Raw genomic sequence first — 16,947 nt, 5'->3', positions numbered from 1 at the left:
TTCTCTTTGGTAGTTTCATTGAACATATTAATTGCTAATATGAATCTGGAATTGTCAAATAGTAATATCTCACTCTTCTTCCTATATTTTCACAAAAAGTTCACAGTCTTATATTTAAATATATATCATATTTTCATCAATTTTTCACCCCATATCGACTAACTGGTAGCTATCCTTGTCTAGTTGGTAATACTATCCATTTTTTTGCAGTAGATAAATCCTTTCAAAAAAAATAGAGGCATGCAAATGTACGCCTCTACTGTTCACCCCTCAGTCTATTCTATCTTTTATCTATTGTATATTTTCTTCATAATGAAAACAACTTCACCCTTATGTTCTGCCACCCGATAGCCCTGAAAGAACTCTTCATTTTTATCGACCTCTCTTAGAATTTTTTCTAAGTTATCAATCCTTTTACCAGGATACTGTTGATCTCCGTTAACTTGGTAATATATTGTTTCGATCCAAATATAATCTAACGTACCATCTCTCAAGTATATTTCCCTGTTTATCGATTAGATCAAGAGAAATATTTATTTCGTAACCTTTATTCAAAAAAAATCTGGATTTTTCTTCAGATATTGATTCATTTGAAGCCGCATCTTATTTAAAATTTCAGGTGTTATTTCATTTCGGAGCAAACAGGCGGGGAATTTGTCTGCACGTAAGAAATACCACATCTATTTGCAAATGGTTAGATGAAAATGACAGCAACAGCTAACAAAAAATCCCCCGCAGGTTGGTTCTGCGGGGGAAATTCTTGTGCAACTATGCACATACATATTAGCTTTTTAACTGGTTTTATCATAGCCCAGATAAACGGATTTGTCAACCCTCTGTTTCAAATTCTATTACTCTACCTTAATCTTACATTTTGCACTCTTTCCATTGCTGCTCTTAACGGTAATTGTTGTTGTTCCTTTCTTTTTTGTCCTTACCAGACCCTTGGAAGTAACTTTTGCTACTTTGCTGTTAGAACTGGTCCATTCCAGCTTCTCCGTTGCCGTAATCGGATTTCTTACAGCTTTCAGAGAGAGGGATTTTCCCTTTCGGATGGATAGTTTCTTATCCATTTTGATACTCTTCGTCGTTACTTTCCCTTTCTGGACTTTCACTTTCAGTTTCACTTTACCGCCTAAAGTACTGGTTACGGTGATATAAGCAATTCCCTTTTTCTTTCCGGTGATTGACATTTTGCCCTTTTTCACCTTAACGGTTACCAGTTTTTTATTACCGGACTTGGCTGAACGTATCTTCTCACCTGCCGGGGAAGAAGTGCTTATCTTTACTGCAGTGGTAGATTTATTCACCTGCAAGGGAATTGATTTGGCATTTAATTTAATAACAGGTGCCTTTACTGTTACTTTACAGCTTGCTTTCTTTCCTCCGTCTGCAGTGCACACTGTAATGACTGCTGTTCCCGGTTTACCTGCCTGGATTGTACCGTTTCCATTCACAGATGCTACCGACTTATTAGAGGACGTCCAAGTAACTGTCTTATTTGATGCATTAACAGGGGTAATGCCTGCCGTGAGGGTCACTTTTGATTTTACCTTTATGGTGAGTGAGCTTTTATTTAGCTGCACTCCCTGGACCAAGATCTTCTCGGGTACCGGAACTACCTTCTTTGGCTCCAGCTTCGTGATTGCATTTTTAAGTACCGCCGCTGCCTGGTCTATTTCACTTTGGGCAGCCTCTGCTTTATTCATCACCGCTTCTGCTTTTACCAGGGCTTCCTGCATTACTTTTACAGAAGCATCTGTATACTTCGACGTATCTGTTTTCTTGGCATTTTGAATCAGTTCTTTCAATGCTGTCTTGTCTGCCGCTTCTTTTGCGCTGATGTGGACAACTGCCTTAATATTCTTATAAGCCGGATCCAGTTCTTCTTCTGCAGTCATATTAAAGATCAGCGTTCCATCATATGCCACGTTTATGCTCTTGACTACCGTATGACGGCAAGGGTCAAACAGTCCTCCAACACCTGGTTTGCCTGCATGCGGGTCCGGATATGGACGCGCATGGTAGACAAGCGCCAGGTTCCCATATTCATCCAGAACCACGGAATTATGTCCGCCGCCCACATGCTGGCCCCCTCCGATGGATCCGTCTGCAGTATCATAAGAGCTGAGTACCGGATAATTTAGATTGGTCCAGCTGTCCGGGTTCATAAGGTCGCTGCCTTTATCCGCCATCATCAGACCAAGGGTGTAAAATTTATCAACGGTTGCCGCTGAATAACTGATATAAACTTTATCGCCATAGGAGAACAGATACGGTCCTTCTACGACTAACTGGTCATTCCCCTCAGGATTACCGGCTGTAATGGAGCCTTCATAGACACCGTATTCCCATGGCCACTGACCGGATTTGATCAACTGAGGACTTCCCTCAGGCTGAGGTATCACGCCTTCACCGCCCTTTGCCTTTATGACATAAAGATTTGCAGCGCTTGGAATGATATAGTACCCCTGTCCACCATCATCTTCATAATAAGAGACATCAAAGGATGCATTTGCCGGAGCCGGGAGATTCATTTCAATTGGTGTCCCCCACTGATCAGCATCCAGCATGCCGCCGTTCTTCATCTGCTCTGCACTTCCCTCGTAAGGGATAAGTATCGACCTGCTGCACCATCCCCAATCGGTATCACTTTTAATTCCTGCGGAACCAAAATCATGTGCACCTACAATACAATACCATTTTCCATTGATTTTATGGAATTCAGGCGCCCAGATAAAGGAGCCCCAGCGGTCCCCAATTTTGGATTCCATAATGTAATGCTCATTTGCTGTCTTCAGTCCTTCTATGGTGCTGGCACGACGGATATCCAGCTTTCTGTAGGAATCATTGCGTGCCTCACCTTCATTGTTCCAGTTCATGTTTTTCTCATAATAAGAACCGGTGGAATAGTAATAACCATCATCTTCGTTATAGAAGATATGGGGATCTGCACGTTCTTCAATAAATGGATATGCATAAGAATCCTGCTGCACTTCACCGGATATTTCATAGATGCCCGCCTGTCCGGATGCGATCTTATCCAGATCCTGCTGGTTCCATTTTACCCCCAGGTTCTTGGTGCTTCCATCACTGTAATCTGCGGTCACGGTTTCCGGCAGCTTCACGCTGTCACCGGCATTTGCCCGGATCTCCACCGATTCCATTCCCGTGTTGTGAACGGCCGCGTATTTCCTTGTTAAAGCCTCGTACTCTTTTTTGTCTGCCTCAAATACAGAGGTCTGTTCCTTCACTGCATTTTCCGGTATCCCTCCGGATACAGACGCCTTTTCATAATCTGCTTCTTCTGTTAATACCGGCACTGAGCCAGCATTCAGGTTATTCAGCATACTGACATAGGCTGCGCCCTTTTCATCCTTCCAGAATACTTTATAGCATTCTGCCAGGGAATCATAGACAATTTCAGGATCCTGTACTTTTTTGCCAACTGTATTCAGAACCAGATATCTCTCATTCTTAAAGCTTGTGTTTTCCCCGGAATCCCAGATATAAATGCCGTCCTTATTATTATTTCCCGATGCTGCTGCACCAAGGCTTCCATCCTTATAGCGGAATAACACCGGTGACCCCATCTGATTATCCGGGTTTGTTTTCTGGTCTTTCTCCCACTTCACATATAATATGGCCTTGCCTTTATTTAATGGTACAAATGAATCAGACTGCGTATCTTTCGCTGCCAGGAATAATGCATCAGAGCGTCTGCTGTCAGCTGCAGCCAGAAGATCCCCTTCTCCGGTATAAAGATTACCGCCCTCTACAACGTAACTTAGAATCTGCCCCCCTGCTGCCATTACGGTAGCCTGTTTTGTAATCACTGTATTTCCAATCACAGCTTTTACCATTACTTCCTGGTTCTCCTGATCCCCTGCAGGCCTATGAACGGTACCATCCGCATCAATTACGCCCTTTGGTTCACTGGACCAGATCACGTCTTCTCCATTTACTGTGCTTTGCATATTGCCGGAGATATACCTTGGAATGTGAAGTGTCGTTCGATAACGTCCCGCTGCTGCACCTTCTTCTGATGCTATGGTCAATTCATACACAGACTCTTCTGTATATGCACTGTTGCTGATCACTGCGGTTAAAGTAACTCTGGTTTCTTCTTTCTGGAAGTGAACCGTTCCGTTTTCCTCTACTACAGCAGGCTTATTTGATTTCCATTTCACTGAGCATTCTCCTGCCTGAACGGGCAGTTTCAGGTTCTCAATGACCGATAACCCATCCCCAATCTTCAGAGATGCCCTGGCCTCCTTCACCTTTTTAACCGGCAAGGATTTCTGATATAACTCAGAAACTTCTGTCATATTGAACTCTCTGCTGTAGATACGCAGGTCACAGAGATCTCCTGCAAAAGTATCATCTGCGTACTCCGATGCCCCAATATATGCCGTTAGTTTTTCTCCGAAGTCGGCTACTGTCTTGTTGTGGATTTCGGCTGTTCCCACTTTCTTTCCATTCAAATATCCGGTGATACGGTCTTTTGTAATTGTAACAGTATAATAAGCCCACTGATTCATATAATTCACGGTACTGATGCTGTTCTGGCTGGAGTTATTGATTCCCACTTCAGTAGTCCATGGATTAGCCGTGCTTCCGGCAGGCGGATCTGTTAATACCGCCTTATAATAACCATCCGGATTACAGGGATTTAAAATAAAGTAGTCTGCCGGGTAACTTCCCGTTTTCTTTTTCCCGTTAAAAGAAAATGCAGCCGTATTCATTTTAGAATCCTTATTCTTGATCCACATGGAAATCGTTGTACTGTTCTGTCCGTCAAACAGCCCTTCGGGCAGTGTCACATAATTTTTCTCCGATTTTGCTCCCCCGCTCAGGCGCAGTATGCCCTCTGTAAACTGTGTGCCTTTGCCGCCCATTACAGCATCCTTTTGTTTGCCCGAAGCTTCTTTCCCGTCGGTTTCCAGTCTGTAATGTGCCAGTAAATCTTTGGTGATATCCAATTGGGGATCATCGCCGCCTAACTCTTTCCCGCTTAATGCCCGGTTATAAACCTTTACATTATCAAAAGATCCCTTAAAATACGGATCATTACTATAGAAAGATTTTCCCAGATAGGCAAGCAGGTTCGATCCCAGATCACTAATGGAACGTACATAATCCCGTTTGTCTGCCAATACGCCATCAATATATAATGACATACTGTTCCCGTTCATAACGATTGCTGCTTTACTCCACTTGTCCTTAAAAGAACCATTGATCTGAACATCCCGCTCTTTGCCGTTACCCTGTGTGGTAATGGCGTTACGGATATTCCCCTGTTTTGTGCGCAGGAACATATATTTGCTGCTGTCCTGTCCAACACCAAATGTAAAGAAAAAGTTACTTGTAATTTCGGGTTTTACATCCATTACTAAGGTCATTTCATCAAGTCCGTCAAAAAATCCTCTTGGGAATTCTGCATAGGTTTTGCTGCTGCCATCCAGATATAATACCTGCCCTTTTTCGGCATCCTTTTTGATAACGGCATTGCCATAAATCCTGCCGTGATTTCCCTTGCCGGATGCATCCAAAATTGTAGCTTCTGATTTTTCTTCAAAATTATATTCCAGCACAGGCTCTTCTTGTGGTTCCATGTCTGATTTCACAGTCCACTTCTCCTGCAATGCATCATACTCTTCCTGAGTAACCGGAATCACAGTACCGTGCTTTGCACCGGTAGGCATCAGATAAGTGTCATCTTTCATGAGATGCAGGCTGTTTTCTGCTCCGATATTCTCTGAAATAAATGGAATGTACCCTCTTTTGGCCCCTCCATATTCATCTACCAGGGCGCACCATTTATCTTGATTAATAAACCGGAACATAGTAGGTCCTTCGTAATAACCCTTGTAGCTTTCTAACTCTGTATTCTTTATTTTCTTGAATACAGATCCTCTGTTTTTTTCTCCCTGTGCATAGCTTAATAACCGGTCAGCTGATTCCAGTGTCACATATGCATCTTTGTTATCTTTAATCAAACGGTAATATTTCTTGTCAACCTTTAAAATAGAAGCATCAATATTGCCATTAGGGTCGTCTGAATAGATCTCGGGCTGTGAAAATGTGTAAAAATCCCGGGTCTTTGCAACATAGATCCTGCTCTTTTCATACTGGTCAGTTTTTACGGAGCTGGACCAGTAAACCAGATATTCTCCGGTCACTTCATCATAAATAGCCTCCGGAGCCCATACATGGTCTGCCTGAATCGAGCTTCCCACATCCACCGCCCGGTGGTCTGTCCAGTTTACCAGATCCGTTGATTCCCAGATAATCAGGTCTTTACTGCCGTCCCTTGATGTCCACCACTGGCTCCCATATTTTCCGTTGCGGATATCCAGGTCGGTTGCGATCAGATAAAAGCGGTCCCCTTCTGCAGAACGGATAATGTATGGATCACGGACACTTTTATCGCCAAGTTCAGACGTTAATACCGGATCATTTTCATTCAGGTCGCTCCAGGTGATTCCATCCTGGCTAAGTGCAAAGTATATCTCCTGGTCATCCATCCTGGATTCATCACCACTGAAATAAGCGTACAGGTAACCCACATATTCTTTTGCCGTTTCTTTTGCTTTTACCGTTACATGGAAGGTCTTGGTATCCTCAAATGCCCCATACCGAATAACTGCACGTAAGGTAACTTTCTGATCGGTATTTCCTCTTGTCACGGTTCCCGCCGGTGTCTCTGCGTATTCCTTATTTGCGGAAGACTTGGTGGATATCACTTCTTCTTTATCGGAAGACCATGTGATCTCAGATCCATTTTTCCCTTCGGACGGAAGCGTAAGATTGCCCTTTACCATATTTTCCGTAACACCGTTCAGAACCAGTGCTTCCTTGTCGGCAGTAACTATCCTTTCCTCTTCCGGCACATCTCCCTCTTCAACAATAATGGTTCCTGTAACCGTGCGGTATTCTTCTTTTAACTCCCTGTCAATCGTCATATCCAGTACCGGAGTCCCATCAGCAGCCCAGTGAACCCGTCTTGCACTGGCACTCCTGGTTCCGCCGCCAGGTTTCATATGGTATACGAACAGATCATTGCCATCTTCGTCTACGGTAAAGGCACTGTGTCCGGGTCCTCCCTCACCTGCAACACTTTCCGCCTGCAGGATAGGGTATCCGGTCTCATTCCAACTTGCAGCATCCAGCAGGTTACTTTCTGCATTTGCAGTTAACAGCCCTACACAATAGGTATTGCTGACGCTGGAACCGGAAAAGGTCATATAAACGGTTCCGTCCCTCTGAATGACATAAGGACCTTCATCAACGGTGGCATCAAAACGGTCCCACCCATACTGGGGTCGCAGAATACACGTGGGGTCGCTGGTGAGCTGATATGGGTTTTGTTTATCAATAGTCGCAATATAGAGATCCGATGTTCCAAATCCCCTGTCACTTGTCATCTCACGCTGTGCCCAGCATACATAGGAAATCCCGTTCACTTCAAAATAAGTCATATCCAGTGTAATGCCGTCTTCATAAAGATAGCTTCCATCCTGTTTACGGACTCTGACTGCCTCTTTCCAATCATTTCTATTGATTGGATTTCCGCCTTCTTTTAACTCCATTATACTGGACTGTACCTGCTTCCAGTCATCTCCGATGGCCAGGAAGATATATAATTTTCCGTCGATTTCATGGAGTTCCGGTGCCCATCTGGGTTTATTCACATTGGGGATCAGTTCATGATCCGCTGCACCAAACAGACCCAAAGGTGTATCAGCTTCCCGGATATTGATCTGAGACTGATTTGCCGTCTCACCGGTAGCAATAAAATAATATTTTCCATTATAAAAATAGATATCCGGGTCAGCTCTTCCATTCAGTACCGGATACCGGGTCAGTTTGGCTGTCCCGCTTATCTGATAAGTACCTTCCTTGTTAAAATTAATTGCCTTTAAGCTGTTAGTATCCCAGTTCACTTTTATATCTTTTTTAGTGCCGTCACTATAATTTGCACGAATAACGGATTCCAGATCTTCAACCGCCAGCTCCTGCCCTGCCTTGGTTGAAAAAGTATAGCTCTGTTCCTCTATACCTGTATTTTCTATCGGAAGCAATTTATTGATGAGCCCTTGCGCCTCATACTCCGTTACCGGAAGCACATTGCCCGGCACAGCACCCGCAATACCGGAAGATACGGATATGTTCTCCCTGCCTGTAATTTCTTCCGGCGTACTGATCTCTTTGAAGTCTGGGGTTGTGTTGCAATACAGCTTTCCGTCAGAGCCTTTCCAAGTGATCCGGTAGACATTATTTACGCCGTCATATTCACACCTGGGCTCCGTAACTGCAAGCTCGGTATGTAAGGAAATCATTCCATAGTCTTCATATTCCATAAGATCATCCGTTGTATAAAGCAAAATCTTACCTTTAGCATTTTTGTCACCTGCAGAATCCGTACGCACAGCTGCCACACCTATTTTTCCATCAGCCATGCGGAAAAGATAAGGACTTTTCAGATGCTTCGTGGTTCCTGCAATGGTGTTGGAAGCATTTTCTTCCAGATCGGCTTTTGGATAAAGGATACCAGTATTAAAATTCAGGGAAGTATACTTTTCTCCGTCAGCACTGTATGCCAGATGCATGCTGTCTGTTAATTCCGTATTTCCATTGCGGGTGTAGCTCATAACAAAACTTGCATTTTTTTCCATTACCAGTACTGCGAATTCTTTATACGCCAGTTGATCATCCTTTGCAATAGCTGCTTTCAGCTCTAACTGCAGGTTCTGCTCCGGAGCTGTAATGGTACCATCTGGGGCTATCACCGACGGGTCGCTGCATTCCCAGCTCACGGTGATTCCATCACCCAGGCTTGTTGGCAGTACTGTTTTATCCGTTATGGCATATGGCACATTTACCCGGCTCATAGCTTCCGCCAGTACACCGTCTGCGGCTATTACAGTAACCAAAAATTCTTTTGTTACCGTTTCTCCATTGCGAAGAAGCGTTGCTGTAAGTGTCACATTTTGTTCAGATTCTGACATTGTCACTTTTCCTGTTTGGTCAATCACAGTCGGATCGGACGATTCCCAGGTTATGGAGATATCATTTCCAGCTGATTCCGGAAGATTTAGACTGGCAATCACTTTTGACGTATCTCCAAGCGACAGCTCACTCTTTGCTTCCAGCAGTTCATTTCTGTTAAATGCTGTGTCATACAAACCACTCACCTGTTCATCAGTAAGGCTTCTTCCATAGACACGCAGGTCACGGAAGGATCCTTTAAACAATGGATCCTCCAGATATTCCGACTTGCCGATTAAGGATACCAGCCCTTCTCCGAAATCTGATACACTTCTCTTCAGGCTCTGACTTCCAATATTCTGTCCATTCAGGTATGCCGTCACCTTTTTTTCATTTGCTGCTTCTCCATTTTGTCCAGCCGTATCCAACACAACCGTATAATATGCCCACTGGTTCATATATTCGGTAGTTGACACGGTATTACTGATTCCCGCTTCCGTATTGTAAGGTGCCGACTCATTGACAGAATCCGTAAATACAGACTTATAGGTACCTTGGGGATTACAGGGATTCAGTAAAAAATAATTGACGGGCAGTACACCCCTGGCCTTTGTCCCAAAGAAAAAGGCGGCATAATTTCCTTTTGTATCGTTATTTTTAATCCACATGGAAATCGTTAACTGATCCTGATGGTCAAAGATTCCCTGGGGCAGTGCAACATAATCGGTGCTGTCTGACTTTCCTCCAGGCAAATTCAGAGAATCCCCTGTAAATGTCACACCTTCTCCCAGTACCTCTCCGTGATATTCATGCCCGGATGCATCAAGTGCATCCGTCTCCAATGGATAATGGGCAATTAATTCCTGATCTGCCTGGAATACTTCTTCTGCCTTTACATCTGGCATACTAAGCTGTGGCACTGCAGTCACCGCCATAATGCCTGCCATTGCCCCTGCGATCAGTCTGCTAAATATTTTTTTCTTTTTCATACCAAGTTCTCTCCTCTTTCGTAACAGTTCAGACAGGTCTGAACTGTTACCGCATCCAGCCCATTGTAATTCGCCTTTGGCGAAGGGCTGGATGCCTGCGGACACCACGTTTTCGCACGGTCTGCGCAGTAAATGCGCAGATCTGCCTGAACTGTTATCCTCTTTCAGCAATCTTCAGAGCCTGTCTGAAACAGGCACTTGACAGTCTCTATCTCACACGTACCTTGCATTTTGCTTTCTTACCATTGCTGCTGTATGCGGTAATCGTTACATCCCCTCGCTTTTTCGCCTTAACTACTCCTTTGGACGTTACGGTTGCAATTTTACTGTTGGAACTTTTCCATGTGATTTTACTGGTTGCCGTAACAGGTGTTTTCACTGCTTTCAGTGTCAGCTTCTTTCCTTTCCTGATGCTGGCTTTCTTCACCAAAGTTAATTTTGATACGTTTACTGTTTTCTTTACCTGTATTTTAACTTTAGCAGTACCACCATTTGTGGAGGTAACCGTCACATAAGTTATACCCGGCTTTTTCCCTTTAATGGTGAGCTTTCCTTTTTTCACAGATACGGTTGCGATACTTTTCTTGCTGCTCTTTGCAGATTTGATCTTCTCTCCCAAAGGAACTGATGATTGAATGCCCACAGCTGTGGTAGATTTCTTTGCCTGGAGCAATAGTTTGGTGTAAGTAAGTTTAATTACAGGTTTTTTCACCGCTACCTTACACACTGCTTTCTTGCCGCCATCTGCGGTAGTCGCGGTAATATAAGCCGTACCTGCCTTTTTGGCTGTGATTTTTCCATTCTGGTCCACGGATACTTTTCCACTGTCTGAAGTGCTCCATGTCACCTTTTTATTTGCTGCATTTGCCGGTGAAACACTTGCGGTAAGAACCATATTTTCCTTCAGATTCATGGTTACAGACTGTTTATTCAGTGTTACACCTGTAACTGCAACAGGCTTTGGATCTGGTTTTGGATCCGGATCCGGTTTTACTTCCGGAACTTTTACCAGGGCTGAACGAGCTGAAAGAAGATTCAAAAGTGCGGTATCCACTGTATCCTGGTCAGTGTTTTCTGATCCCAGAACTTCTTTTGCATAAGATAATGCATTTGCATACTTCTCCCAGCTGTCTTTGGTATAGCTGTCTTTCTGGCTTTCCCCAATTGCCTGGTTTATTTCAGCCTGCAATTTATCTTTATCCACTATTTCCGGTTCTTCTTCCTCCATCTGAACAGGTGCCACACCTTCCTGTGTGGGCGTGATTGTCATATACCCGTCTTCATCAAAGAAGATCTCATCAATGCAGGTTTCCCTATGCGTTCCAAGCCCATCAGATTCCAGGAAAATATCCAGCGGAGTATAAAAACGATGATATGACATGAAATAGCGATCCTGGCCTTTTCCGTCTGTTACATGCACTACCGACTGGTGGGCACTGCCCAGAATTCCTTTTTCCGTATCTTTTTGCAGCAGGGTTCCACGCAGGCTGATTGCTCCGTCCAGAGAATCAGATACACCATAATTTACATGATAGTTGGGGCTATTGGCATCGTCACAGGACCATGTCCAATGATATTTTCCCCCTGCTTTTGTTATGACCACAGACTCCCGGAAATCTTTGAGATTATAAATCTGCTTTAAGGTTCCCGCTTTCACACTCATCATGTCATCGCCCAGTTCTACTATAGCTGCATTTCCATTCCCGAATGTCATATAAACTCTTCCGTCATCATCTGTAAAAATTGAAGGATCGATTGCCTGTCCCATGCTTACACCTGCATCTTTACACATTTGCACCGTCATCAGCGCTTCCCCTTTATCGGTATAAGGTCCCTGTGGCTGATCTGCCTGTGCAACGCCGATTGCAGACTGTCCATTTGGAAACTTTGCACAGTAATAAAAGTAATATTTCCCGTTTCTTTCTTCAATGGTAGGTGCCCAGGCGCTTCCCACTGACCATGGGGATGCTGCAATCTGTACTCCTTTATCGTTGATTCCGGGGTTATCCTTTTCCACATCCATGATGATGCCTTCATCCACCCAGTCCACCATATCGGTTGAAGAAAATGCATGGAAGACTGTTCCACTCCAGGAGGGATAGCCGTCTGTCGTTGGGAATATCCAGAATTTCCCGTCCATATAATCGATATCCGGGTCTGCATACTGTCCGGGCAGTACCGGGTTATTGGAAATAACAGGAATCTTTATGGTCCAGACCTCTTCCTTTTCTCCTTTTTTAACGGTTAAAATACAATCCCTGCTCAAGTCAAGGGTGCCGCCATTTTTCCATTCCTGGCTGCCATTTAAAATTATAACTTCATCCCTGGTAAATGACAGGGTTACCGGTACTTTCGTAAGATCCGTTCCTTTCCTTATATAGGATGTAACTACTTTATTTTCACCATCTACTTCTGTACGCACTGCGCTGTGGTCATCCGTTCCCCGGTAAGTCAGCGCCGTATCCCGATCCGGAGCAGTTCCTACCAGTCCGTCCGCAACAAGGCCTACACCTGCCTCTTCTGCAATTTCATCGGAAGACAGCACTCTGTTGTAAATGGCTATATTGTCAAATCCTCCTTTGAAATTACGATCTGCACTATAGAAAGATTTTCCCAGATAGCTCTTCAGGTTTTTCCCTAATTCAGAAACGGTAACTGTGACGTTTTTATTTTCCCCAGCCAGAATGCCGTCCACATAAACGCGCATCGTACTCTTGTCTATCACTACTTTAACATTATGCCACTGTTTTGTTGCTGCCCCGCTCAGTGTTGGCGATACTGCGGATTCATTTGTATAAGAAGAACGTGTAATTGCACTTCTGATTGTATTGCCTCTCAATCTCAGGAAATAATAACGGTCTGTATCCTGCCCAAAGGTAAAGGTAAAGAAATTGCCGTCGGTCAGTTCTGTCATAACATCCATGGAAATTGTCATCTTGTTCCTGCCATCAAAAAATCCATCCGGCAGCTGTGCCCATGCATTTGTTCCTCCGTCCAGGTACAGATAATTCTGATTCCCCTCTTTGGGATCCTTATAGGATTTTATCGTTGCCCCGCTTCCATAAATAAGGTCGTTCTTTTCTTCGAATGTGTACTGCAAAATGGGATCTGCCTGTTCTGCTTCTCCATTTTCTGCGGGATCGTCTGTATACGCATTCATCAAAGCCGCATACTCCTCATCCGTTACGGTGAGGATTGTCCCATGGCGCTTTTTCAAACTGTCAAAATTCACATCGGTTGCTGCCGACCAGCTCTCGGTACTCATATCCCCGAGATTCGTTGTGCGAAATGGCAGATATCCTTTTCCCTCTGCATATTGATCGCACATTAACCCCCATGTCTCTACCGAATTACCATCTGTATCTGTCAGGCGGTCATCATCACAATATTTAAAAAATTCAGGGCCTTCTAATTTTGCACCGCTGTAATTGTTATTCTGGAAAATATCTTTTAAGGTGCCGATGATTTCCCATCCTTCGTAAATTGACTTGCTTTTTTCAATGGTGATCTGACCGTCACCGGAAGCACGATAATATGTATCCCCATCTTTAATCATGGTCGTATCAATAATTGAATTTTTTTCTCTGCTGATCCACAATTGCGGCTCTGTAAAAGTGTAGAAGTCTCTGGTCTTAGCATAGTACATCTTCATTGGATCGCCGCCGACTTCAGCTGCTATATCTGACGATGCCGTTGCCCAATATACTACGTACTCTCCGGTATTTTCGTCATAGATCGCCTCCGGAGCCCATGCGCATCCTGCTCCCGGTATCCCGGATGCCACATCTGCAAGCCTTGGTTCACTCCAGTTTACCAAATCAGTAGATTCCCATATCACCAGTTTGGTGCTTCCCTGAGTAGTTGCATTTCCCCAGCCGCCCCTGTTTTTTATACTCAGATCTGTAGCCAGCAAGAAAAATCTGTCACCTTCGGCTGACCGTAACAAATACGGGTCCCGGACACCCTTATCCCCAACATTTGAGGTCAGTACCGGTTTTCTATTATTCAGATCTCTCCAATGGCTTCCATCCTTACTCGCCGCAAAATAGATCTGCTCATCACTGGTACTGCTCTCAGAACCGGTAAAGTGGGCAAATAGATAAGAGGTATCTTTTTCTCTCACTTCCGGCTGTTTTTTTACCGTAAAAGTGAAATCCTTCGTTTCCCCATAGGTCATACCATTATAGGAAAATTCGGCTGTCAACGTCACTGATGTATCCTGTTTTTCCGGTCTGGTTACAACACCTGCCGGTATTACACTCCCATCTGCAGCCCTGCCTTCTTCTACGGTTACAAGATTCTTAGATGCATCTGCCGTAGTCCAGCTTATGTCGCATCCGTTTTCGGTCATTATTGGCAGGGTGATATTTCCGTAGACTTCCGTGTATGGAAGCTGCAGGGATTCATAGGCTTCCGGAAAAATGGAATCTGCTCCTTTCACCGTGACTATAAACTCCTTTTGGGCGGATCCATTTCCGTAAACTGCCACAGCATTTAATACCACCTGAATATCCTGGCCCGGAACTGACACCAGTTTTCCGTCATCACTGATAATCGTATCATCGGAAGACGTCCATTCAATTCTGCTTCCGTTAACACTCCCCGTATCCGGCAGTGTCAGATCTTGGCTTACCGCTTCCGGTAATGTGATTGCCTCCAGATCCTCATTAGCCAATCCTGTCTCTGATGTATCCCGAAGTGTGGAATAGACATCAAATTGTGTCAAGGTACCTTTGAATGCGTCGTCCGGGATATACAAAGATTTCCCGATATATCCGCAGAATTCTTCTGTCTGGCCCTCCTTTAAGATTTTCTGAATGGAGTACCCTGTTTCCAGTACTTCTTTTTCCTCCCCATTCACAGATATCTTTAACGTACCGCTTTCAAAATCCAGCCTCACAGTGGAATAGCTGTCAGCCGTGATCCGCTGATTCTGACGAAACAGAATTTCATTGCTTGCATCTTTTATGCCGGCACGAATGGTTCCGTCTCCCTGCATAGGATTCAAAAAGACATAATTTTTAACATTTGGCCACTTCTCTTCCTTTGTACCCAGACACCAGAGCCAATGTCCTGCTTTTACAGATGTCTTAAACGTAGCTTCAATGGCAAAAGACTCCTTTTGAATCAGACCGGACGGTATTTTAACATATTTCCCCTTATCCCCGGAAAAATGCAAAACCTGGTCCTGATCACCCTCAACTGCAAAATCACCATCTGCAAAACCTACCAGCTGTGCATCATTATCATATCCACTGGAATCCGTCAGTTTTCCATCTGCGTGCCCCATGTCATAAGACGCAACCAATACTCTTTCTTCTGCCTGATCCACAATGATTTCCTCCGCAGAAACTCCCATCGCCGGAATCACGGACAATACCATGCTGAAACTCAGCAGAAATGCCATTATTTTTTTCTTCATGTTTTACCTCCCTCATACTTTGTATTTTTTATTTTCCATAAAAATGAATCGTGCTCCATCCCGTCAGAAACTATAGTAGCAGTGCTGAATATTTTGTCAGCCTGCAAGGCGGAGGATGGAAGCGGAGTGGTCCCTCCGCCGACTGACGACAACACAACAGATGGCAAAATAGGCAGTGCTGATACTATCGTTTCTGGCCGGATGGAGCACTAAGCGCAGTATTCAAATTTATACATTTGAGTATAGCAGATACACTTTTTATTAAAACGGAGGTTCTTATCAAGAAACTAAGATTTTTTAGCTAATCGAAGGAGTTGGACTGTGGGAAAGAATAAAGAATTAAGGATTTTGTACTTATGATATCAGATTAATGGGATTGGACTAAATGAGCGTTTAGAGGTTCAAATAAATTGCAGCATTTGCTGGTAGAGAAAGAAAGATCTTTTTATGGTTTCATAATTGCTGTTGACTCTTTCCAGCGGAAAGTGGGTGCTTCTATGCAATACATATTGAGCATTCTTATGTCCGTAATAGCAGGCATTATAAGCTATAATATTTGCAAATGGTTAGATGAAAATGACAGCATTCACTAACCAGAAAATCCCCCGCAACAGCCTGCGGGGGATTTCTTTGTGCAACTATGCACATACATATTTAGCATTTCTGTATATAGAATACTGTAATTATTAAAATTGTCAAGTCTCTTCCACAATTTATTTATTTTTTCATTCAGATTCGGTACTAAAATTCACTATATATTCCGAATTAAATACAGGTAGGAAGCGTCATTATATCCTTTCGTTATTCGAAAGACCTGCTCCCTTTATAAAATGTCTTCTTTAAGGCCATATCAGGTGGCCATATCAGGTGTCAATATTATACAAGAGATTTACCTGCCCCTATGTTATACTTGAAATGAAAAGGAGGATTTTATTGTGTCTGAAAAACGTACAATACGGTATGACCGTGATTTAAATCTGGAAGCTTATCATTTCAAGGGAATCATGCAGAAGTTTCCAAACCATTTCCATGAACATTATGTAATCGGCTTTATTGAAAAAGGAAGCCGCCGCCTGACCTGTAAAAACAGGGAATATAATATCGAGACCGGAGACATCATCCTTTTGAACCCACTTGAAAACCATATCTGTGAGCAAATTGATGACGGTGTACTGGATTTTCGCTGCATTAATATTCAGCCGGATGCAATGCAAAAAGCTGCTTTTGAAATCACCGGCAGGGATTCTCTTCCGCATTTTGGAGTTAATGTAGTTTACCGCAGTGACCATGTTAAACCCTTACACAAACTTCACCGGATTATTATGGAACAACAGCCGGATTTTGAAAAAGAAGAACTTTTCTTCTTTTTATTAGAACAGCTCATTGAGCTGTATGGAGAACCTTTTCATAAACAGCCGCCAAATAAGAACAGTCCCGCTATACAGTCTGTCTTTGATTACATAGGAGAACATTATGCGGAACACATCCGCCTTATTATAGAGCCGGTGTTTTATTATCATTATTTTTTATTCTTAAATCGACAGA

General features: G+C 43.6%; 3 protein-coding genes. 1 reads left to right on the top strand and 2 read right to left on the bottom strand.

Annotated elements, in window-relative coordinates; translation table 11 throughout:
- Window positions 1-851: 851 nt before the first annotated feature.
- Both ACH2DQ_RS16165 and ACH2DQ_RS16160 read right to left on the bottom strand, forming a co-directional pair.
- On the bottom strand, window positions 852-9,980 hold the full coding sequence (locus tag ACH2DQ_RS16165) for an immunoglobulin-like domain-containing protein (RefSeq protein WP_394911634.1): 9,129 nt from the start codon (window positions 9,978-9,980) through the stop codon (window positions 852-854).
- Window positions 9,981-10,188: 208 nt separating this feature from the next.
- Window positions 10,189-15,402, bottom strand: a complete 5,214-nt coding sequence (locus ACH2DQ_RS16160; protein WP_394911635.1) for a family 43 glycosylhydrolase — start codon at window positions 15,400-15,402, stop codon at window positions 10,189-10,191.
- 935 nt (window positions 15,403-16,337) lie between these two features.
- On the opposite strand from ACH2DQ_RS16160, the gene ACH2DQ_RS16155 reads away from it, so the two are divergent.
- Window positions 16,338-16,947, top strand: a 610-nt coding sequence (locus ACH2DQ_RS16155; RefSeq protein WP_395027430.1) for an AraC family ligand binding domain-containing protein, incomplete at its 3' end; no start/stop codon positions are given.

It is taken from the genome of Robinsoniella sp., assembly GCF_034124845.1.
Note: the sequence above shows the minus strand (reverse complement) of the source record. Positions and strands in the feature narration are given on the sequence as shown.